Annotated in this window: 19 protein-coding genes and 1 tRNA gene; 6 read left to right on the top strand and 14 right to left on the bottom strand. The window is 62.3% G+C overall.

Features of this window, described 5'->3' with window-relative positions:
* Window positions 1-161: 161 nt before the first annotated feature.
* The 3 genes from mmsB to chvE all read right to left on the bottom strand — a co-directional run bounded on the left by mmsB (window position 162) and on the right by chvE (window position 4,153).
* Complete coding sequence (mmsB, locus tag O7B34_RS02230) at window positions 162-1,454, bottom strand: multiple monosaccharide ABC transporter permease (protein ID WP_337144708.1); 1,293 nt, start codon at window positions 1,452-1,454, stop codon at window positions 162-164.
* On the bottom strand, window positions 1,451-2,983 hold the full coding sequence (gene mmsA / locus O7B34_RS02225) for a multiple monosaccharide ABC transporter ATP-binding protein (RefSeq protein ID WP_027145662.1): 1,533 nt from the start codon (window positions 2,981-2,983) through the stop codon (window positions 1,451-1,453). The genes mmsB and mmsA overlap by 4 nt, the downstream gene beginning before the upstream one ends.
* Window positions 2,984-3,082: 99 nt before the next feature.
* Complete coding sequence (gene chvE, locus O7B34_RS02220) at window positions 3,083-4,153, bottom strand: multiple monosaccharide ABC transporter substrate-binding protein (RefSeq protein WP_140507547.1); 1,071 nt, start codon at window positions 4,151-4,153, stop codon at window positions 3,083-3,085.
* A 292-nt stretch (window positions 4,154-4,445) separates the two neighbouring features.
* Between chvE and O7B34_RS02215 the strand changes: the two genes are divergently transcribed.
* The 3 genes from O7B34_RS02215 (at window position 4,446) to O7B34_RS02205 (ending at window position 6,929) form a co-directional block, all read left to right on the top strand.
* Window positions 4,446-5,435 carry a LysR family transcriptional regulator gene (locus O7B34_RS02215; RefSeq protein WP_337145183.1) on the top strand — a complete coding sequence of 330 codons (990 nt, stop codon included), beginning with the start codon at window positions 4,446-4,448 and terminating at the stop codon, window positions 5,433-5,435.
* 107 nt (window positions 5,436-5,542) lie between these two features.
* Complete coding sequence (locus O7B34_RS02210) at window positions 5,543-5,893, top strand: protamine-2 (modular protein) (protein WP_337144707.1); 351 nt, start codon at window positions 5,543-5,545, stop codon at window positions 5,891-5,893.
* 553 nt (window positions 5,894-6,446) lie between these two features.
* Window positions 6,447-6,929, top strand: coding sequence for a Stf0 family sulfotransferase (locus tag O7B34_RS02205; RefSeq protein ID WP_337144706.1), 483 nt, complete (start codon window positions 6,447-6,449; stop codon window positions 6,927-6,929).
* Between the two features lie 64 nt (window positions 6,930-6,993).
* Here O7B34_RS02205 and O7B34_RS02200 read toward each other — a convergent pair.
* From O7B34_RS02200 to O7B34_RS02165, 8 genes are all read right to left on the bottom strand, one after another.
* Window positions 6,994-7,067: transfer RNA gene (locus tag O7B34_RS02200), tRNA-Gly, on the bottom strand.
* 52 nt (window positions 7,068-7,119) lie between these two features.
* A complete protein-coding gene (locus tag O7B34_RS02195) occupies window positions 7,120-9,051 on the bottom strand; it encodes an acyltransferase family protein (protein WP_337144705.1) in 1,932 nt (643 codons plus the stop codon).
* 210 nt (window positions 9,052-9,261) lie between these two features.
* Entirely contained in the window at window positions 9,262-10,752 is a 1,491-nt protein-coding gene (locus tag O7B34_RS02190) for a hypothetical protein (protein WP_337144704.1), read from the bottom strand.
* Between the two features lie 63 nt (window positions 10,753-10,815).
* Window positions 10,816-11,844 carry a glycosyltransferase family 2 protein gene (locus tag O7B34_RS02185; RefSeq protein WP_337144703.1) on the bottom strand — a complete coding sequence of 343 codons (1,029 nt, stop codon included), beginning with the start codon at window positions 11,842-11,844 and terminating at the stop codon, window positions 10,816-10,818.
* A 120-nt stretch (window positions 11,845-11,964) separates the two neighbouring features.
* On the bottom strand, window positions 11,965-13,395 hold the full coding sequence (locus O7B34_RS02180) for a sensor histidine kinase (RefSeq protein ID WP_337144702.1): 1,431 nt from the start codon (window positions 13,393-13,395) through the stop codon (window positions 11,965-11,967).
* Window positions 13,392-14,066, bottom strand: a complete 675-nt coding sequence (locus O7B34_RS02175; RefSeq protein ID WP_337144701.1) for a response regulator transcription factor — start codon at window positions 14,064-14,066, stop codon at window positions 13,392-13,394. Before O7B34_RS02175 ends, O7B34_RS02180 begins: the two co-directional genes overlap by 4 nt.
* Before the next feature lie 46 nt (window positions 14,067-14,112).
* Complete coding sequence (locus O7B34_RS02170; protein WP_337144700.1) at window positions 14,113-14,499, bottom strand: hypothetical protein; 387 nt, start codon at window positions 14,497-14,499, stop codon at window positions 14,113-14,115.
* Window positions 14,500-14,688: 189 nt separating this feature from the next.
* Complete coding sequence (locus O7B34_RS02165; protein ID WP_337144699.1) at window positions 14,689-15,306, bottom strand: outer membrane protein; 618 nt, start codon at window positions 15,304-15,306, stop codon at window positions 14,689-14,691.
* A 471-nt stretch (window positions 15,307-15,777) separates the two neighbouring features.
* Here O7B34_RS02165 and O7B34_RS02160 point away from each other — a divergent pair, with 471 nt between their 5' ends.
* Complete coding sequence (locus O7B34_RS02160; RefSeq protein WP_027145674.1) at window positions 15,778-16,041, top strand: DUF6460 domain-containing protein; 264 nt, start codon at window positions 15,778-15,780, stop codon at window positions 16,039-16,041.
* Window positions 16,042-16,044: 3 nt separating this feature from the next.
* On the opposite strand, the gene O7B34_RS02155 is transcribed toward O7B34_RS02160, so the two are convergent.
* Window positions 16,045-16,947 carry a histone deacetylase family protein gene (locus O7B34_RS02155; protein ID WP_337144698.1) on the bottom strand — a complete coding sequence of 301 codons (903 nt, stop codon included), beginning with the start codon at window positions 16,945-16,947 and terminating at the stop codon, window positions 16,045-16,047.
* Between the two features lie 132 nt (window positions 16,948-17,079).
* On the opposite strand from O7B34_RS02155, the gene O7B34_RS02150 reads away from it, so the two are divergent.
* Both O7B34_RS02150 and O7B34_RS02145 read left to right on the top strand, forming a co-directional pair.
* Complete coding sequence (locus O7B34_RS02150) at window positions 17,080-18,417, top strand: MATE family efflux transporter (protein WP_337144697.1); 1,338 nt, start codon at window positions 17,080-17,082, stop codon at window positions 18,415-18,417.
* A 122-nt stretch (window positions 18,418-18,539) separates the two neighbouring features.
* Window positions 18,540-19,301, top strand: a complete 762-nt coding sequence (locus O7B34_RS02145; RefSeq protein ID WP_337144696.1) for an isocitrate lyase/PEP mutase family protein — start codon at window positions 18,540-18,542, stop codon at window positions 19,299-19,301.
* 48 nt (window positions 19,302-19,349) lie between these two features.
* On the opposite strand, the gene O7B34_RS02140 is transcribed toward O7B34_RS02145, so the two are convergent.
* Window positions 19,350-20,426, bottom strand: a complete 1,077-nt coding sequence (locus O7B34_RS02140; RefSeq protein WP_337144695.1) for a quinone-dependent dihydroorotate dehydrogenase — start codon at window positions 20,424-20,426, stop codon at window positions 19,350-19,352.
* Window positions 20,423-20,773: a DUF952 domain-containing protein gene (locus tag O7B34_RS02135; RefSeq protein WP_337144694.1), complete on the bottom strand. Its 351-nt coding sequence runs from the start codon at window positions 20,771-20,773 to the stop codon at window positions 20,423-20,425. Before O7B34_RS02135 ends, O7B34_RS02140 begins: the two co-directional genes overlap by 4 nt.
* Between the last annotated feature and the right edge of the window lie 85 nt (window positions 20,774-20,858).

Genomic DNA, 20,858 nt, shown 5'->3' with positions numbered 1-20,858 from the left:
GCAAACTCTGACCGGCGCGGCGCGGGAACGCGCCACGGTTGAAACGTTTCGTCCGGATTGCGTTCGCGAACCCGGTCCTTCCCCGGACTTCTTGGTGCCGACGGGCCGCCGGCAGCTTCGCGATCTAGAACCCGTATGCCTCCTAGTCCTCGCCCCAGCCCTTAAGCCTTGTTCTTGTTGTAGACGTCGAAGATGACGGCCCCGAGCAGGACCAGTCCCTTGACCACCTGCTGCCAGTCGACATTGACGCCCATGATCGACATGCCGTTGTTCATCACGCCCATGATGAAGCCGCCGACCACGGCGCCGATGACCTGGCCGACGCCGCCCATCGCCGAGGCGCCGCCGATGAAGACGGCCGCGATGACGTCGAGCTCGCTGCCGAGGCCCGCGGCCGGCACGGCCTGACCGAGACGCGCGGCGATGATGAGGCCGCCGAGAGCCGACAGCACGCCCATATTGACGAACACCAGGAGCGTCAGCCGTTCGGTGTTGATGCCCGACAGTTGCGCCGCCTTGGCGTTGCCGCCCATGGCGTAGATGCGGCGGCCGATGGTCATGCGCTTGGTGACGAAGACGAACAATGAAATCAGCACGCCCATCACCAGGAGCACGATCGGCAGGCCCCGATAGGTCGCGAACTGGAAGACCAGGAACAGCGCCAGCGCGCTGCCTACCAGGATCTTGACGACGAACAGCGCGAAAGGCTCGGCCTCATAGCCGTGGCGTTCGCGCTTGCGCCGCGCCCTGAAGCCGAAATAGGCGTAGGCGAGCACCGCGATCACGCCCAGCACGATCGTCGTCATGTGCAGCGTGAGCCCGCTACCCAAAATGGTCTTGCCGGCGGCATTCACCGTAGGTGGGATCAGCGTCAGCGGGCCGATCACGTCCGGGATGAAGCCGGAACTCAGTGCCTTGAAACTGTCGGGAAGCGGACCGACCGAGGAGCCGCCGCCAAGCAGCGCCTGGCAGATGCCGCGAAAGATCAGCATGCCGGCGAGCGTCACGATGAAACTCGGTATGCGGTGATAGGCGATCCAGTAGCCTTGCGCCCCACCGATCAACCCACCGACGATCAGGCAGACGATCGAGACCACGAGCGGGTTGCTGAACATGCCAAGCGGCCAGATCACCATCATCATGGCGGCAAGTGCGCCGATGAAGCCGGCGACCGATCCTACGCTGAGATCGATATAGCCGGCGACGATGACCAGCAGCATGCCGAGCGCCATCACGATGATGAACGAGTTCTGCTGCACCAGGTTGCTGAGGTTGACCGGTTTGAACAGCGTTCCCGACGTCGTGTACTGGAAGAACAGCATGATGACGATCAGCGCGATGATCAGGCCGTATTCGCGCAGGTTCGTCGTCAGCGCCGAGACGGCGATGCGAGGACCCTGCTTGACGTCCTCGGCGGTGCCGCTTTGCGGCGCGGGAGCGCTGTCTGTGCTCATGATGCTTTTCCTTCTCCGCGAACAATAGCGCGCATGATTTTTTCCTGGCTGGCGTCGCTTGCCGCCATCTCGCCGACGATGCGCCCTTCGTTCATGACATATATTCTGTCCGAGATGCCGAGCAGTTCCGGCATTTCCGATGAGATGACGATGATCGCCTTGCCCTCGGCGGCGAGGCGAGCGATGATTGTATAGATTTCGTACTTGGCACCGACGTCAATGCCGCGCGTCGGCTCGTCGAGGATCAGAACTTCCGGGTCGGCGAACAGCCATTTCGATAGCACCACCTTCTGCTGGTTGCCGCCCGAGAGATTGCCGGTCAGCTGATAGACGCTGGATGCGCGGATATTGGTCTTTTTGCGATAATCGTTGGCGACGCTCATTTCGCGCATATCGTCGATGACGCCGCCATTGGAAACGCCGGCGAGGTTGGCCAACGTCACATTGTGCTTGATGTGGTCAATGAGGTTCAGCCCATAGGTTTTGCGGTCTTCGGTGACGTAGGCGATGCCGTTCTGCACCGCCTTGCCCACTGTCGAAAGGTCCACGGGCTTGCCGTTGAGCAGCACCTCGCCGCTGATGCGCCGGCCATAGGAGCGACCGAACAGGCTCATGGCGAATTCGGTGCGGCCGGCGCCCATCAGCCCGGCGATGCCGACAACTTCGCCCTTGCGCACCTTGAGGTCGATGCTCTTGATCACTTGCCGTTCGGCATGGATCGGGTGGTAGACGGACCAGTCCTTGACCTCGAAAATGACGTCGCCGATATGAGGCTCGCGCGGCGGGTAGCGATCGTCGAGGGACCGGCCGACCATGGAGGTGATGATCCGGTCCTCGCTGATGTCCTTCCTCGGCAATGTCTCGATCGTGCGTCCGTCGCGGATCACCGTCACCTTGTCGGCGACGCGGTTCACCTCGTTGAGCTTATGGGAGATCAGGATCGAGGTCATGCCCTGCCGCTTGAACTCAAGCAAAAGATCGAGCAGCGCCTGGCTGTCCTTCTCGCTGAGCGATGCCGTCGGCTCATCGAGGATCAGGAGCTTCACTTCCTTGCTGAGTGCCTTGGCGATCTCGACCAGCTGCTGCTTGCCGACGCCGATATGGGTGATCAGCGTCTTGGGGTCTTCCTTGAGCCCGACTTTCTTCAAAAGCCCGGACGTGCGTGCCTCGTTGGCGTCCCAGTCGATGACGCCGTAGCTGGCGTGCTCGTTGCCGAGGAAAATGTTCTCGGCGATCGACAGCATCGGCACCAGCGCAAGTTCCTGGTGGATGATGACAATGCCCTTGTGTTCGCTGTCGTGGATGCCTTTGAAATGGCATTCCTGGCCCTGAAAAATGATCTGGCCATCATAGGTGCCGGAGGGATAGACGCCCGACAGCACCTTCATCAGGGTCGACTTGCCGGCGCCATTCTCGCCGACCACGGCGTGGATCTCGCCTTCCTCTACGCTGAGGTTGACGTTCGAGAGCGCCTTCACGCCGGGGAACGTCTTGGTGATGTCGCGCATCTCCAAAATCGTCGAGGTCATCAGGGCAAGCTCCTAGGAGGCCGGCAGAACCCATACCGGGGTCGCTTTTAACGAAAAGGGGCCCTGCGTCGCGCAGGACCCCTGACTTTATAACCGAAATTACTTCAGGTCTTCGGCCTTGATGTAGCCGGAGTCGACGACCAGCGCCTGGTAGTTCGACTTGTCGACTTCATGCGGCGTCAGCAGGATCGAGGGAACGACCTTGACGTCGTTGTTGTAGGTCTTTTCATCGAGGCCTTCCGGCTTGCCGCCCGAGAGCACCTTGTCGACCAGCTGCACCGTGGCCTTGGCCAGTTCGCGGGTGTCCTTGAACACGGTAGAGTACTGCTCGCCCGAGATGATCAGCTTGACCGAGGCGGTCTCGGCATCCTGGCCGGTCACGATCGGCCAGGGCTGTGCGTCCGTGCCGTAACCGACAGCGCGCAGCGAGGCGGTGATGCCGCGCGACAGGCCGTCATAGGGCGACAGGACGCCATCGACGCGGCTGCCGTCCGAGTAGTTGGCCGACAGGAGGTTATCCATGCGCGCCTGGGCGGTGGCGGCGAGCCAGCGCAGCGTGCCGACCTTGTCCATGCCGGTCTGGCCGGACTTGATCTTGATCGAGCCGTCGTCGATCAGCGGCTGCAGGACGGAGATTGCGCCATTGTAGAAGAAGAAGGCGTTGTTGTCGTCGGGCGAGCCGCCGAACAGTTCGACGTTCCACGGCTTGGTGTTCGGGAAACGCTCCTTGAGGCCCTTGACCAGCGAATTCGCCTGGATCACGCCGACGCCGAAATTGTCGAAAGTGGTGTAATAGTCGACATTGGCGGTCTTCTTGATCAGGCGGTCATAGGCGACGACGACGACGCCCGCGTCGTTGGCCTTCTGCAGCGCATCCGACAGGGTGGTGCCGTCGATCGAGGCGATGATCAGCGCCTTCGGGCCCTTGGTGATTTCATTTTCCAGCTGGCTGAGCTGGTTGGGGATGTCGTCCTGCGCGTACTGCAGGTCGACAGTGTAGCCGAGAGCCTCGAGCTGGGATTTGACGGCGTCGCCGTCATTGATCCAGCGCTGCGAGGTCTTGGTCGGCATCAGCACGCCGACAAGACCCTTGTCGGCCGCGTGCGCCTGATAGCTCATGGCAGCGATGCCAAGGGCCGCGACGGCGGCCAGCGTTTTGATGATCTTCAACTTACTCTCCCTGGTTGATGGACGCGACACCTCGGGGCTTCGCGGGCCGCGCAGCCAGACAGGAGCGCAAACGCGCCGCTGTCGGCTTTATCGATCTCCGGTATCCTCCCAATCGGCTCCGCGATGCAGTTTCAATCGATACGATTTTGGTCGTTACCGCCCTTGCACCCCGGAACGCGCGAAGGGTGGGTCGCTTTGCCATAACTGTCAAATGCGATCTTTGGTGGTTGCTATACCGAAACCGGTATGATCTAGCATGCGGAAAGGAACCGGGCGGAAGGGCTGGAAGATCATGGCGGCATTGCGCGATCCCGATGCGATTCCCGTAAGTTACGAGAAGCTCCCGGGCAATGGGGAGACACTCCTGCGCAGTGGCTTGAGCTTGCGCCACATGCGCATGATCGCCGCCCTCGACGATCACGGACGGGTGAGCGCCGCGGCCCAGGTCATGAACATCTCCCAGCCGGCCGCCTCGCGCATGATCGCCGAGATGGAGGCGGTGCTCGACGTGAAGCTGTGTGAACGGCTGCCGCGCGGCGTGACCCTCACCCCCTATGGCCAGGCGCTCGCCAGGCGGGCCCGCTCGATCCTGCTCGAGATGCGCGAAGCCGACCGCGAGATTGCCGAGCTCAAGGCCGGCAAGGGCGGTTCGGTGTTCCTCGGCGCCGTGACCGCGCCAGCGATCGAATTGGCCGTGCCGGCGATCCGCGAGATCCGCCGCATCTACCCGCGCATCGAGATCACCATGCAGGTCGAAACCTCCAATGTGCTCGCCCGCGAGTTGATCGCCTCGCGCCACGACTTCATCATCGCCCGCATTCCCGACGACCTCAATCCGCGGCTGTTCGAATCCCGCGTGATCGGCGTCGAGAAAGCCTGCCTGATCGTGCGCCGCGGCCACCCGCTCGCGAGGGGTAGTGTAGTGCGGCTGGAAGACACCGCTGCCTATGACTGGGTCTTCCAGTCAGGCGGTTCGCCATTGCGCCAGGCGATGGAGAGCAATTTCCTGAACCGCAACATCGCGCTGCCGGATCGGATCTTGAATACCAGCTCGCTGCTGCTCACGCTGGTCATGGTCGCGCAATCCGATGCCATAGCGCCGGTCTCGGTGCAGGTCGCGAAGTTCATCCAGAACCCGGACGGACTTGCCGGCGCCATCGACGTCGTCCAGACCGAGTTCGACATCGAGGTCAGGCCCTACAGCCTGATCACGGTCAAGAATCGCGTCCTGTCACCGGCGGCCAAGATGCTGCATGATTTCATCCTGCGTGAAGTGGGGTGATGGAACGAGAACCACCTCCGCGCGTTCAAAACCGATCGGCATGCGCGCTGGAGCCTGTTTCGGGCGAGGGAACGAGGTGTCGGTGGTTAACAACTCGGGAGGTTTTTATGGAACGTCGGTTGTTTCTTACTGGAATGCTTGGCGTTGCGGGGGCGGTTGCGTTTGCAAGCGTGGCCCGACCCGGCCGCGCGCTTGCCGGTGTTCCCCAGGGCAATGGAATTCTCGATGAACTGGACAAACCGGATCCGGCTGTCTTCGACGGGGATGACGAGGTCGAACTGGAGCAGGTCTCCCACCGCCGTTGGCATCGCTGGAGACATCATGGTCCCGATGGCTACCGGCGTCGCCGCCGTGGACGCCGCCGCGGCTGGAGACGAGTTTGCCGCAGCTACTGGCGCCACGGCCGCCGCCGCGTCCGCTGCTGGCGCGAGCGCGTCTGGCTCGGCGTCTGGCTGTAATCGCTTCTGGCTGACGCCAAAGGGCGGCCACCACAGCGTGGCCGGCCTTTGCGCGTATGTTCAGGCCTCTTCGAGCCCAAGGCGCGGCGTTGATTACCCAACTGTAACGTGTTTGGGCCGGCATTTTGCCTTAGCCTAAGGTCGAATCGACGGAACCATATAGGCCTTTGTCCGTTGAGGCGCTGTTTAAGCGGAGCTTTGACCATGGCGGGGGACCATCAAGAAGAACGGCATTCTGCAATCGACATGACGCGGGCCGCGGACCATCGGCACGCATGAAGGGCGTCGCGATACTGACCGAAGCCCGCAGCGGCTCCGAATGGCTTGGCAGCCTCACAAACAGCACGGGATTGTTCGGCAAGTCGGCCGAGTGGCTCGACACGACCAATCTGGGGTGCAAGCCGAAATCCTTCGATGATCTGCTGTCCGCCGTGATCCATCGCGGCGGGACTGCAAACGGCACGTTCGCCGTGAAGCTGTTTCCACGGCATCTTCACTGGTCGCAGGCCAAATACGGAGCGACTTCCTGGCGGAATGTGGCCGGCGCCATGACATGGGTCTGGTCCTGCTGGAGCGACGGGACCGTCTTCGCCAAGCGATTTCCTATTGCCGGGCAAAGGCGTCGGGCCATTGGAAAAGCACGATGGGCGGCGCGGATATGGTTCCGCAATACGACTTCGCAGGTATCTGCCAGGCCTATTTCCTGATCGAGCAGAGCTATGCCTTCTGGGAGGCTTACCTGCGGTTGGCCGATCTGCACTACGATCACTTTTTCTATGAGGATCTGTTGGACGATCCTCGTCCTTACGTCGCGTCGGTGGCCCGGCAGTTGTCGGTGGAAATGCCGGACGGAGAGTTCGAGACGAATTTGCGGCTGCAGCGGGACGACCTCACCGAAGATTGGGCGGAGCGGTTCCGCAACGACGTCAAATCAGAAGACCTGCTGGCGCATCTGCCCAGGAAGGTGGCGCCGCGGAATATCAACAACCTCGCCCGGTTCCTCCTCAAGAAGCAGATGCGAATCGGCCAAGCCTAGGCTCACCGACAGTGCTGCCAAATGGACGGGTTCCGCCTAGGCCAACGGACTCTTGGCTTCAGGGTGGAGCGGGTAGCGGGAATCGAACCCGCGCGTTCAGCTTGGGAAGCTGACAGGCTACCATTACATCATACCCGCGCTGCAGCCTCGTTATCATGACGGCATGGCTTCGGGCAATCGCAAACCGGTCTCACAATGCGGGCTTCGCCAGCTCACCGGTGACGGTCGGCGCCTGCTCCCTGGCCTTTGCGACTTCGCCGCCGGCGGCGAAGCTCGGCCAGTATTTCGAGATGGCCAGCGTCGCGCCGGCGGAAGAGAAATGCCCATAGTCGAAATAGAGAAACTGCTTGCTGGTGGCATCCTCATAGGAACAGCCGATGGCGTCGCACAGATAGGTAAGTGGATCGATGAAGGTCGCGCCCTTGGCGAAGAGCTGCACCTGCTTGTTGATGTCGGGATCCATGGCCATCGGCCAGGATGTGTTCGCGGCGCCTTCGTGTTTAGCAAAGAAAGCGACCTTCTGGACGTCGGCGATGAACTCCGGAGACTGGCCGATGACATAGACCTTGACACCCATGTCGCGCAGCCGGTCGATCGTCGTCTGCAGTCCGTCGAAGCCCCTGGCCTGGTAGTCCGTCCATCGGCCGCTCAGGATCACGGCCTGGATATTGTCATCGCGGATGATCGACAGCGCCCGTTCGTTGAAGCGGGTGCAGGTTGGCCTGGCGTAGGAAAAATAACTGAGGTTGGGTGGACAACCGGCATAGGTATATTGGATGACGTTGGCCTGGATTTTCTGCGCGTTGGCCTCCAGGCCCGAAACGTAGTGAGCCGCGAAGGAATCGCCCCACAGCAGCACATTGGTGGGAAAGCCATGCGTGCGCGTGCAGTCGGCAAGGTTCCAATTCTCGATCCGGCTCGTACCCTCGTTGAAGCAGACGCCATTGCGCCAGTCGTCCACCACGATCCGTTGCGTCGAGAAATCGGGGAACCGCTGCGGAAAGCCCTTGCCGAGCACACCGGCCAGACCGCCGACGCACAGCAGCGCGATCGCCGTCGCCGAAAAGGCGAAGATCGGCAGCGGGGCGGTGAAGGTTCGCTTCTGCCGGAAAGGCTGCTCGACATATTTCCACGAGAAGGTCGCCAGGGTGAAGCTGGCCACCGTCATCGCGACGATCGTCGGCACCGAGATGGCTTTCAGCGAGAGATAATGGACGAAGGAATTGATCGGCCAGTGAACAAGATAGAGCGAATAGGAGATGAGGCCGACCCAGACCATCGGAGCGAATTGAAGCACACGCGTGGCAACAGGCGCGGGGCGGTCCGCGCGATTCTGGCCCGCATAGATGAGCAAGGCCGTTCCGATGCAGGGAAACAGGGCATTGTAGCCGGGAAACGGATCGCTTTCCGAAATCGTCAGGAAACCGAATGCGAGCAGGGCAAAGCCTGCAAGGCCGACCAGTTCCGTTGCCGTCCGGCTGGCAAGTGGCGGCGGCTTTTTCAGCATCAACATAGCACCCAGCGCCAGCTCCCAGGCGCGTGTAGGCAAGAGGTAGAAGCCGGCGGTCGGCGCCAACATGGTCGCCATGACCGCCAGGGCAAAACTGCCGATGGCGATCGGCAGAAGTATCGTCAACCAGCGCTTCGAGGCATACCGGTAGATCAGATACACAAGGATCGGCGCGAAGATGTAATACTGCTCCTCGACCGAAAGCGACCATGTGTGCAGCAGCGGCCGCAGTTCGGCGTCGATCGAAAAATAGTTCGTCGTCTTCCAGAAATAGATGTTCGACCAGAAGGTCGAGGCCGCAATCACGCTGAGGCTGAATTCGTGCAGATCCGACGGCAACAGGATGAACCAGGCCGCAATGCTGGCAAGCAGGATGACGAAGGTCAGTGCGGGCAGGATGCGCCGTGCACGACGCCAGTAGAAGCGTCCGATCGAGAACTGGCCGCGCTCGAGATCATCCAGCAGGCTGCCGCTGATAAGGTAGCCCGATATCACAAAGAAAATATCGACGCCGGTGAAGCCCCCGGGAATGGCGGATACGCCGAAATGGAAAAGCACCACGGGTAGCACTGCGACAGCCCGCAGGCCATCGATGTCGCGCCTGTAATTCATTCGACCGGTCCGTACGCGGTGACCCGCGGTGGCCGTGCGGCGCCGCCTGACATGCCCGTCATAAGGCAATCCCCATTGTGCGAAAAACCTTGGCTCGTAGGCCTCACGGACTGTGCTATGCAGCACAACTTTGCTGCAGTGCAACATCCGTGTCAAGGCGAATAGCAGGCCTTCGAACGCTGGCCACGCCGGTTTTGTGGGATCGGTGATTCAGGTGCCGGGCAGGTAGATCACGGCATAATCGTCCGCATAGGCCCGCTTCCAGCCCAGTTCATTGAAGAAGGGGATTCGGGTGTCATCGGCCGTAAGCAATGCCCAGCCGATGGCGTATTTCTTCAACTGGGCCTCGAGCTGCGGCTTTCCGTCGCTGTGCCCCGTTGCATCATCCGTTTTCGTGAATCCGCCCAGGAACAACTGGTCCGTCCTGCCGTCGATATAAGTCTTGATGTCGTGGAAAATCAGCGTGCCGCCGAAATTGTAGGAATTCAGCACATTGCCGGACAGGTGGTGATCCCGCGCGAAAGCAAGGGCGCCGCTGGCTGACGTCGCCGGGCTCGGCGCGGCCTGGTAGGCACTGCCGAGGATCGAGACCGAACCGACCAGCAAGACCGCCATCGCGCCGCAGATAACATAGAACCGGCTGGCGAAGAGTTTTTCCAGCCCGTCGCGCTTCTCCGCCAGCCAGGCCGTGGTCGAGAGCGAAGGATATTGCTGTGCGATCTCGACCGCGATGACCAACGGAATCAGCAGGAAGGGCAGATATACAAATCGCAGATGGGCGAGATAGACATGCAAGCTGAAGACGATGAACAACGCCTTGGCCCAGCCGATCCGCGGCCTTGACACCAACAGCCCGAAAATCGCCAGCAACATCGCCGCTTCCTGGAAGAGTTGCTCCTGGGCATTGAACGGGTTCCATTCCAGGATGAGTGGAACAGCCTCATTGCCATAGGCCACGGTGAGCGTGGCCAGGATGGCTTTCACGCCATAGGGATGCAGCAGGCTGACCAACGGACAGAGCAGGCCGAAAGCGACCCATTTTGCCAGGAGGGAGGGTTTAGACAGACCAGCGCGCGCCAGCAGATCGAGCCCGGCAAAGGCCGCGATGATGAAGCTCAGGGTGAACGTGGCATGCAGGTTCGCCCACAATACGACTAGCACGAGCAGCCACGGCGGTGGGGCTCTCTCTTCTCGCGCGGCACGAAACAGCATTGCCGTCCAGACGACGATGATCGGCAAGGTGAAGACATGGGGGCGCGCGGTATAGATAGGGGCGATCAGGAGGGCCGCGGCGAGGGCCAGCGCTATCGCCAATATCGGCTTCAGCCATGCGCTGAGGAACCATCCCATCAGGAAGACCGTCAGGCCGATCGTGGCGATGATCAGTATGACGACGCCATTCCAGCCACCCGCGCGGTAGGCAAGGGCCAGCAAGACCTGCCCCAGCCATTCCTTGGCGATCCAGGGCTGGCCGGCAAAAGTGTGGGAATAGGGGTCGACGGTTGGAAATGTCCGGTTTTCCAGGAAATCCAGCCCGACCTTCACTTGCCACCAATTGTCGGGATCCTGCAGGATCGCGCCGGCAAAGGCCGTGAGCAGATAGGCCACGGCGCAAGCGCAGAGAAGGCAGAATATCAGCCTGATGCGTTGCGCGTCCCCGAGCGACGGCGTGGCGGTCGCGATGGCGGCGGCCTGGTTCACGTCAAGGCTCCGGGCGAGCACATCCTGCCCATGCCGTTCCGTTGCATCCGGTCGACCTTCGCCTCAGCCACGCGCGGCCTTTTTCGCCATCTCCTGGAGGCGGTGGACAGGCAAATCCTGGCCTTCAGCCGCCGCCTGGCTTCGTGAGACGATCTCGTTGACGAAATAGAGCGGCCGCCGCTTCGTTTCCATGTACATACGGCCGAGATATTCGCCGAAGATGCCCAGCACCAGAAGCTGGACGCTGCCCAGGATAAGCATGATCGCGGCAAGGCTCGTCCAGCCGGGCAGAACATTGCCGACAGACCATTCCAACAGCGTATAGCCAAGCACGACCAGACCGAGCAGGCCGAACATCATTCCCAGCAGCGAGGCAAAGCGCAAAGGCACGATCGAAAAACTGGTCATCGCGTCGACCGCCAGAAGAACCATTTTCTTCAGCGGGTAGTGGGTGGTGCCGGCAAAGCGCCGTTGCCGTTCATAAGGGAAGGCGACCTGCCTCAGCCCGATCCAGCTCACCATGCCGCGAATGAACCTGTAGCGTTCGGGCATTGCAATCAGATGGTCGAGCGCACGGCGGCTCATCAACCGGAAATCTCCGGAGTCCGACGCGATCTCGACATCGACCATCCTGCCGAGCAGACGGTAGAACATCGATGCGGAGGCCAGCTTGAACCAGCTCTCGCCGTCCCGTTTCACCCTTTGGCCGTAGACGACGTCGAAGCCTTCATCCATCTTCGCCATCATCGCACCCAGCAGTTCGGGCGGATCCTGGAGATCGGCGTCGAGAATGAGAATGCGCTGGCCGCGGCAGAATTCCAGCCCCGCGCTCAAGGCGATCTGGTGGCCGTAGTTGCGTGCAAGATCGATGGCGACCACATGGTCGTCCTTTTCGGCCAGTTCGAAAATGGCCTCGCGGGTGCCGTCGGTCGCCCCGTCGATGACGAGCACGACCTCGTAGGGGAGGCCTTGCTCGAGGCATACCGCGCTGACGCGTCGATGAAGCTCCGCCACGCCGTCGCGTTCATTGTAGCAAGGCACGACGACCGACAACATGGGTGCGCGGTGCGCGCCGATTTTTCCCGTTCCCACCAAAGCCTGGCTCCCGCTTTGGAAATGGCAATAGCGGCAATTGGTTAGAAAACAGATAAGTTAGGGATCGGCGCGGCTACTTGCTGGCGGCCGCCACGCGTTTTGCGTCAACGGCCTGGGTCACGACCGAACCGGCAGTTCCATGCGGATGCGGGCACCGCGCCATGAGCCCGCCAGGATCCGGATCGTTCCCTCGTGCAGCAGCGCGATCTGTCGGGCGAGGTTCAGCCCCAACCCCGCCCCGCGCGACTGCGGCTGCAGGCGATAGAAGGGCTCGAAGACATTCTCGCGCTCTTCCACGGGAATGCCCGGACCTTCGTCGCGCACTTCGATGCCACCCGTCCTGTCGATCGCAATCGTGATGGTACCGCCGCCGCCGCCATGCTCGATGGCGTTGCGCACGAGGTTGGCGAGCGCCCGCTCGATCTGCAGCACGTTGACTTCGACGCGTGTCTTGTCGGGCGAAGGCTCGAAGGCAAGGTCGTAGCCGGCCTCGATGGCGAGCGGCGCGAAGTCGGCCGCCACCCGGCTGACGAGATCGTCGAGATCGACGATCTCGCGCTGGTCGGATGGGCGGTCGAGCAATTGATGGTCGAGCAGTTGTTGTGCGAGGTGCGACAGGCGCTCGATATCATGCAGCAGCCGCGTGCTTTGCGGCTCCTGCCGCAGCAACTCGGCGCGTGTGCGCAGGATGGCGATCGGCGTGCGCAATTCGTGCGCCGCGTCGGTGAGGAAACGGTTGTGTCGGTCGTATCCCTGCGCGAGGCGGGCCAAAGCCTCGTTAAAAGCATGCACCAGCGGCGCGATTTCCTGCGGCACGTGTTTGACCGGCAACTGCATCGCACGGGTACCGATATCGATGCGGGCAGCCTGGCGGACGGTTTCGACAAGGCCGGCAAAGGAGCGGCGGACCACGGCCGGCGTCGTCACCAGCGTGGTGGCGCCCATGACGAGGACAATGGGCAGCAGCAGGATCGCGATGACGAGCGCAAGCGCCGGCAGGGCGCGCTCCCAATTCCTGCTGCCGTCCGGATAGCGGGCGACCTCCACCGTGGCCGAAATGTTGATCTCGAGCCCGTCGGTCTCCTGGCGCGACGACTGTGTCGCGGCAATGACCTGTACCGCGCCGGCTTTGGTCGAAGCGTTCTCGATATAGGCTTCCGGCCGCATGTCCTTGTCCGAGAATCCGATCGTGGCGTGGTCTGCCTGGCCGAGCAGGCCACCGATCTCTTTGGTGTAGACATCCGGTATCGTGCCGGAACGGACGCTCTGCCCGCTGTCGTCGCGCACGATGTACCAGACATTGGGGAAGCTCTGGCGAAACGCGGCGAGGTCTTCCGTTTCACGGACAATCAGCCTGCCGTCCCTGTCGCGGTCGACGGCGTCCTTGACGGCCGCGACGGCAGCCTCGTTGTCGATAAGCAGCCTCGGATTGGCGATCCAAAGGGCTGCCGCGCACAGCACGATGAAGAGGAGCAGCGTCGCCGCCTGCAGCAGGATCAGCCGGCGGACCAGGATCCATTGCAGCGAGCGCGCGCGCACCTTCTTCACGAGGCTGCCCGCAGGAGATAGCCAAGATTGCGGATCGCCCGTATCTCGATGCCGGCGGCGACATCGTCGAGTTTGCGGCGCAGCCGCGAGACATGCGCGTCGAGCGCATTCGAGCCGATCTCGTCGTCCAGGGCGTAGACGGCCTCCTCGAGAGCGCTGCGCATGATGGTCCGGCCCGGCCGGCGGATGAGTGTTTCAAGCACCAGCCTTTCACGCCGCGGCAAATCGAGCGCCTGATCCTCGACCAGCGCCTCGCGATGGCGGAAATCATAGGTGAGGCGACCGACCATCGTCTGGTTGGCGCGCGAGGTGAACGAGCGGCGGTGCAGGGCGTGGAGCCGCGCGACGAGTTCCACCGTGGCGAAAGGCTTGACCATGTAATCGTCGGCGCCGGCATCGAGCCCGGCAACCCGGTCCTCCAACCCGCTCATCGCCGTCAGCGCGATCACCGGCACATCCAGATGCAAGGCGCGCAGGCGAGGGATCAGGCTAAGACCGTCGCCATCCGGCAGTCGGCGGTCCAGCACCACGGCGTCGTGATGGCCCAGGCGGGCCACCGCCTCCGCGTCGGCCAGGGTCGCGGCGTGGTCGACGATGATATCCAGGCGCTCCAGGGCGGCCTTCAGCACGGAGGCCATTTCCGGTTCGTCCTCGATCAGCAGGACGCGCATTGGCGTTCTCCTTCACGCGCCGCCGCAGGATTTGCGGCGCGGCGGTTCATTCGCATTCCAGCTTTGGCCGGCGGAAATTGGTGATGAACCAGCGGCCGCCGGAAGCTCGGGCATAAAAAGTGTAGAAGCATTCCTGACGCTCGATATAGCCGGGCGTTTCGGTCTCTTCATAGACAGTTCCGTGTTTTGTTTGGCGGACCTCGCCACTCGATGTCCCGGAAACCGCTGACGTGGATATCTTGCGCCACTGATAGGCGCGCTCTCCCTGGCCGAGGTCGACGATCGCCGTTGGCGGACCGTAATCCAGAACGACCGATTCGACCGGTTGTCCGACATAGTTCTTCATGATGTCGGAGGCGCAGCCCGCCAATGCGACTGCGATCGCAATGAACAATAGCTTGGACGACGGTCGGCCGGGACGATGCGTGGACATTGCTGATTCCCTTGGTGAAAATTCACGCCGGGGACCTAGATTGCGAAGATTACATCGACATTGCGAAAGCATGGAATGTTCCTTGCCTCGAGGGGACGTCCGTGTCCGGCATCGACGCATCAACAACAAGATCGCGCGATGCCGTTGCGGCATCGCGCGATCAAGCTCGGCCACTTGCTGTTCTGGAATCTAGAACCGGTAGTTGAGGCCAGCCTTCAGCTCATGACTGCCGATCGTCTCCTTGGACCTGCCAAGGGCCGATGTCGTTTCAACGCCGGGGGTGCGGACATAGTCGTACTCGACCTTGGCCGACAGGCCGCCGGCGAAGCCCTGCTCGATGCCGGCGCCGACGAGGTAGCCGACCTTCCATCCGTCGCTGCTCCTCACGCCCTCGCTCTTGTCGAACCTGGTCATGGCGACGCCACCGGTTCCGAACAGCAACGTCTGGTCGAAGCTCACGCCGGCCTTCGCCTTGGCCGCGCCGCGCCATTTTTCCTTGATCTTGCCGCCCCGGACATCGTGTTCGGCGCCGCCCAGATAGGAACCTTCGATCTCGGCGCCGAGGACCGCCGGGCCCATCTGCTGGTTGTAGCCGGCCTGGACGCCGCCGCTGAAGCCGTTTCGGCCGGCGAACGGGTTCGGCATCCCCGTGAACGCCGTGCCACCGTGGACGCCGACATAGGCGCCGCTCCACTGGAAGGCGGGGGGATCGTTGTAGGCAGGCGAGAGGTCGGCGGCCATCGCCGGCCCGAGAAGGCACAGGGCGAGGGCACTCGCCGTCAGGACGATCTTTGCTTGAGGGGACACTGCATTACTCCAACACAAACGCGCATCCGGCACCCGATACGCTGGTTAATTGCTGAGGACCCTGGCCGTTGAGGCGGCAGGCTCCGATCGGTGTCTTTCAGGGATGGCCGCGCGGTTCTGGGGACCGGCTTTCGCCGGCTGTGGTAGGGGCAGAGCGCCGCGCGGTCCGTCACCTGAAAGACGCCTGGTATCTCGCAAGTGAAAATTGCACGCACATTGCGCAAAATTGGAAAATGACGATTTTGTGCTTTACTTTCAATAAATTAAAATGAATTGTTTACTGATATTTAAGACTTGCGGGCTTTCGGAAGCCGCTCTGTCAGTTGCTCGAGCGGGCTTTCGATGGCGCTCAACATCTGGCTGCGGCTTATCAGTTTCCCCGTACAGACCGTGCTGGCTTGATGGATGGCCGCCAAGCACGTATCTCTGGGCCGTGCCCATGAGTCCGGGCATCTCAATCGGGAGACGGCCTTGTCCGCACTGACGCGCTTTCTCGGCGACTCGCCGCTCAGGGTTGTCCTGAAGCTGCTGGTGGTATCCTTTCTCGTCGGCCTGGTCATGAACGCCTTCGGCTGGTCGCCCATGGATGTGTTCTACGGCATCCGGAAATTCTTCATCGATCTCTGGAATCTCGGCTTCCACGCCATCGACCGCTTCCTCGGCTATATCCTGCTTGGCGCCGCGATCGTCGTGCCGGCCTTCATCCTGCTCAGGATCGCCAACTACCGGAAGTGACGTTCAGGCGTAGCCCGAAGCGGCCTCGAACAGGATGGCGTGGCGCGCGGCAAGTGCCGGCACATCGGTGGAATAGCCGCCGCCGATGACACCGCAGACAGGAATGCCGAGCGCCCGAAAATGGCCGATGACCATCTCGTCGCGGGCGCGCAGCCCATTGTCGGAAAGCGCCAGCCTGCCGAGCCGGTCCCCGGCATGGACGTCGACGCCGGCATTGTAGAAGACGATGTCCCAATGGGCGCGGGTGGAGAGCTCCGGCAGGATGGTATCAAGCCTTTCGACATAAGCGGCGTCGCCCGTGCCGTCGGGCAGTGCGACGTCGAGGTCCGAGGCGATCTTGCGTGTGGGGTAGTTCCGCTCGCCATGCATGGAGAAGGTGAACACGCGTGGCTCATCGCCTAGAATATCCGCCGTGCCGTTGCCCTGATGCACGTCGAGATCGACGACCAGGACCTTCTGCACCGCACCCTCTTCCAGCAGAACCAGCGAGGCGACGGCGACGTCGTTGAAGGTGCAGAAGCCGGCGCCTTGCGCGCGTCGCGCATGATGGCTGCCGCCGGCGGTGTTGCAGGCAATGCCGTGACGCAAGGCGAGCCGGGCTGCCAGCACCGTGCCGCCGGTGGCAAGCTGCGCGCGCAGCGAGACGCGAGGGCCTACCGGAAAGCCGATCTCGCGTTCGATTTTTTCCGGCACGGAGCAGGAGACGACCTGGTCGACATAGGTGGCCGCATGGGCAAGCTTCAGCCACGGCGCCGGCGCGGGTTCGGCTGTGTTGAGCGCGCCGGGTCCGGCCAGGCCGCGTGCGCGCAAGGCCTCCATCAGCAGCGGATACTTGCTCATCGGAAAGCGATGGTTGGTCGCGAAGCCGGCGTCGTAGTCGGGATGATGGACAATCTGCAGGGGCATGAGAGTGGTCCGGCGGCTTCGCGCCAGACCGGGATTTCGGTTGGCCGTCGCGGGAAGAATGATTGCGCGGTGGACCGAAAATGGGGCACATCGGCTCTCCGATCAAGCCGCAATCAGCGAGGCAGGAATCCTTTGGACAAGGGTGCAATCCTAACCGACGCCAGAGCCTTTTCCGTCACCAACCGCTCCGTGCTTGCCATCGCCGTGCCGATGACGCTCGCCTATCTGACGACGCCGCTGCTCGGCCTGGTCGATACGGCTGTTGTCGGCCAGTTCGGCGATGCCGCCTTGCTTGGCGGCCTGGCGGCCGGTGCGCTGGCTTTCGACGTCGTTTTCACCACCTTCAATTTTCTGCGTTCGGGCACGACCGGCCTCGTCGCCCAGGCTTTCGGGCGTGGAGACGCCCTCGAGGAACAGGCGGTGTTCTGGCGCGCCGTGCTGATCGCGGTCGTAGCCGGCGTCGTGCTGGCGGCGCTTTCGCCGCTCATCGCCATCGGCGGCCAGTGGTTCATGGACGCCGGACCACGCGTCAGCGAGGCGATGGCCGTTTATATCAGGATCAGGCTGCTCGCCGCCCCGTTCTCGCTGATCAACTACGCCATCCTTGGCTATGTCCTGGGGCGCGGCGAGGGCGGGCTCGGGCTTGTCCTGCAACTGGTGCTCAATGGCATCAACATCGCGCTCTGCTTCCTGCTCGGCCTTGAACTTGGCTGGGGCGTTTCCGGCGTCGCCTGGGCAACCGTCACCGGCGAATTCCTCGCCATGCTGCTTGGCCTCGCGATCGTGGTGCGCCGGTTCCGATCCAGTCCGCCCTTGCCTCGCAACCGCCTGCTCGACATGAGCGCCTTCCTGCGCATGCTGTCGCTCAACCGCGACATCATGATCCGTTCGTTCTCGCTGCTCGCCGCCTTCGCGCTGTTCACCCGCCAAGGCGCGCAGTTCGGAACGGTGACGCTCGCCGCCAATGCGGTGCTGATGAATTTCTTCCTCGTCGCCGGCTATTTCCTCGACGGGTTCGCCACCGCCGCCGAGCAACTCGCCGGCCGCGCCGTCGGCGCGCGTGCCGAGCAGCCCTTCAGGCAGGCGGTGCGGCTGACCCTGCTCTGGGGCCTTGGTCTGGCCGGTGCCGCGACGCTGGTGCTGCTCATGGCCGGCACCAACCTGGTCGCCGTCGTGACGACGTCGCAGGATGTCCGCGCCGTAGCCGATACCTACCTGCCCTGGGCGGCGTTCACCGCGCTGAGCGGCGTCCTTGCCTTCCAGATGGACGGGGTCTTCATCGGCGCGACATGGTCGCGCGACATGCGCAACATGATGCTCCTGTCGTTCCTCGTCTTTGCCGCCGCGCTGATCACGCTGGCGCCCGCCTTCGGCAATCACGGCCTGTGGGCGGCCTTGCACGTCTTCTTGCTGGTGCGGGGATTGAGCCTGCTGACGATCTTGCGGGTCAGGGTGCGAACGGCATTTTGATTTGAGCAACGGGGTTGGCATACACCAGTGGCAGTTTGTACCATCTGTGTCTAACTGCATAACTAGTCGTCCAATTCGAGGGTATTGTGATTTCCCGGTCCGAGAAGGTTGAGCAATTTCGTATGCTTCACAAATCGGGCTGTTTCCTGGTTCCTAATCCCTGGGACGTAGCCGGCGCCCAGATGATGGTAGGTCTGGGCTTTGGCGCGCTGGCGACAACCTCGTCAGGCTATGCCTTTTCGAGAGGGAAGAGGGATGGGGCAAAGGAGGTCAGCCGCGACGAAAGTTTGGCATATGCCGCCGAGATAGCGGCGGCGAGCCATGTCCCGGTCACCGCCGATTTTGAGGATTGCTATGAAGACACCCCGGACGGAATCGCTGAGACTGTTCGGCTCGCGGCCGAGGCGGGATTGGCGGGACTCTCGATCGAAGACAGACGGCCGGATCCCGCCCAGCCGATCCGCGAATTTGACGATGCGGTTGCGCGTGTTGCTGTAGCGGCGAAAGCTGCGCGAAAGTACGACATTGTACTTACTGCTCGCGCCGATGGAATCGGCAAGGCAGTTTATGATGTCGAAGAGGCAATTCGGCGCCTAAGGGCGTTCGAGGCACTTGGTGCTGAGGTTCTGTACGTGCCCGGTGTGCCGGATTTAGTATCCCTCGAGAGGATATGCCGGTCAGTCAGTTCTCCGGTGAATCATGTCCTCGGGCAAGGCGTGTCCGGGTTGAGGTTCGATCAGATTTCCAATGCTGGTGTGCGGAGGATAAGCCTTGGCGGTTCGCTTGCGCGCGGCAGGCGGCGCACTTTTGGGGATTTGCCAAGAGATCGCCAGGGGAGACTTTACTGCTTTGGAGACTGCTCCAGGCTGGGACAGTCTTCGTAATCCTGATTCCGCCAAGTAAGTTGGCACGGAATCCCCTATTGAGCCGCCTCAGAGTGCCTTAACGGCCCAATAATCGAGACGGCTGTCACGGAGGTCACCGATCGACTTCAGCTCGTACTTGTCGGTGAAGCGCACCATTCCTGAAATTATCCGTCCCGGCAGCGCCGGCCCAGCATAGATCATGCCGGTGTAGAGCTGCACCAGATCCGCGCCGGCGCGGATCTTTTCCAGCGCAGTCTCCGCTGAATCGACACCGCCGACACCGATGATGGCCATTTCGGGCCCGAGCAGCTTGCGCATCTTGGCCAGCACGATGGTCGAGCGCTCGAACAGTGGTTTTCCCGAAAGCCCGCCTGTCTCCCGCGCGACGTCCCCGCTGCGCAGACCCGGTCGTGAAATGGTGGTGTTGGAGACGATGACGCCGTCGATCCGCTTTTCCATGACTTCGGCGGCGATATCCTCCAACTCGGCCTCGACCAGGTCTGGCGCGATCTTGAGAAAGATCGGCGGCTGCGCGGTTGCCGCCGCACGCGCGGCCATGACGCGCGACAGGAGCTCGCCGAGTTGCTCGCGCGCCTGCATGGTGCGCAGGCCAGGCGTGTTGGGTGAGGAAATGTTGACGGTGAGATAGCTGGCGTGGGGCGCGAAGCGGGCGACGCCGCGTTCATAATCGCCGGCGCGGTCGGCGCTGTCCTTGTTCGCGCCGATGTTGACGCCGACGATGCCGCCGCGCCCCTTGCGCGCGGCAAGGCGTTTTTCGGCCGCCGCGTGGCCTTCATTGTTGAAGCCCAGCCGGTTGATGACGGCTTCATCCGATGTCAGGCGGAAGATGCGTGGCTTCGGGTTGCCGGATTGCGGCAGGGGCGTGATGGTACCGACCTCGGCGAAGCCGAAACCGAGGCCAAGCAGCGCATCGGGTACTTCGGCGTTCTTGTCGTAGCCAGCCGCCATGCCAAGTGGGTTCGGGAAATCGAGACCGCAAAGGCTGACCTTCAGCCTTGTATCGCGTACCGTCCGCGCGCCAACCGGCAGGCCGCAGCGCAGCGCCGCGATCGACAGGCCGTGCGCGGTTTCCGGATCAAAGCTGAACAGCAGCTTCTGGCCGAGCCGGTCGAGCACGCTCATTGGCCCTCCAGGGGCGGGAATTGGTGAGTACCGTCGGCACCGAGCGGCAGAGGCTTGATCCACAGCACGGCTTTCAGGTCGAGCACGCCGTAGAGATGCGGAAACAGCGCGCCGCCGCGCGAGACTTCGTATTTCAGCGCATCGCCCAGGCCGATCCCGTCGATGGCGACCAGCAGAAGGTCGGTCTGGCCGGAAAAATGCTTTGCCGCGGTTTCCGCAACCTGCGCTACCGTCGAAAAATGGATGAAGCCGTCGGCGACGTCGATTGGCGCTCCGGTGAAGCGGCCATTGGCTTCGGCCTCGCGCCAAAGCGCTTGCGGAGTTATCTTGTAGATAATCTGTGACATGGTTGCGCTATAATCCGAACCAGTCGCGCGGGGAAGGCCACGCCAAGGGTCTTCCCCATTTCCGGCGCAAACATGCGATATTTCA

It is taken from the genome of Mesorhizobium sp. Cs1299R1N3 (assembly GCF_037179625.1).
Taxonomy (GTDB): Bacteria; Pseudomonadota; Alphaproteobacteria; order Rhizobiales; family Rhizobiaceae; genus Mesorhizobium; species Mesorhizobium salmacidum.
This window is presented reverse-complemented; position numbering and strand designations above follow the sequence as displayed.

Excerpts from the sequence above, each read along its gene's own strand:
- mmsB (WP_337144708.1), bottom strand. The coding sequence starts at position 1,454 with ATGAGCACAGACAGCGCTCCCGCGCCGCAAAGCGGCACCGCCGAGGAC.
- mmsA (WP_027145662.1), bottom strand. The coding sequence starts at position 2,983 with ATGACCTCGACGATTTTGGAGATGCGCGACATCACCAAGACGTTCCCC.
- O7B34_RS02215 (WP_337145183.1), top strand. The coding sequence starts at position 4,446 with ATGGCGGCATTGCGCGATCCCGATGCGATTCCCGTAAGTTACGAGAAG.
- O7B34_RS02210 (WP_337144707.1), top strand. The coding sequence starts at position 5,543 with ATGGAACGTCGGTTGTTTCTTACTGGAATGCTTGGCGTTGCGGGGGCG.
- O7B34_RS02205 (WP_337144706.1), top strand. The coding sequence starts at position 6,447 with ATGGGTCTGGTCCTGCTGGAGCGACGGGACCGTCTTCGCCAAGCGATT.
- O7B34_RS02195 (WP_337144705.1), bottom strand. The coding sequence starts at position 9,051 with ATGAATTACAGGCGCGACATCGATGGCCTGCGGGCTGTCGCAGTGCTA.
- O7B34_RS02175 (WP_337144701.1), bottom strand. The coding sequence starts at position 14,066 with ATGCGCGTCCTGCTGATCGAGGACGAACCGGAAATGGCCTCCGTGCTG.
- O7B34_RS02170 (WP_337144700.1), bottom strand. The coding sequence starts at position 14,499 with ATGTCCACGCATCGTCCCGGCCGACCGTCGTCCAAGCTATTGTTCATT.
- O7B34_RS02155 (WP_337144698.1), bottom strand. The coding sequence starts at position 16,947 with ATGCCCCTGCAGATTGTCCATCATCCCGACTACGACGCCGGCTTCGCG.
- O7B34_RS02145 (WP_337144696.1), top strand. The coding sequence starts at position 18,540 with ATGCTTCACAAATCGGGCTGTTTCCTGGTTCCTAATCCCTGGGACGTA.
- O7B34_RS02140 (WP_337144695.1), bottom strand. The coding sequence starts at position 20,426 with ATGAGCGTGCTCGACCGGCTCGGCCAGAAGCTGCTGTTCAGCTTTGAT.
- O7B34_RS02135 (WP_337144694.1), bottom strand. The coding sequence starts at position 20,773 with ATGTCACAGATTATCTACAAGATAACTCCGCAAGCGCTTTGGCGCGAG.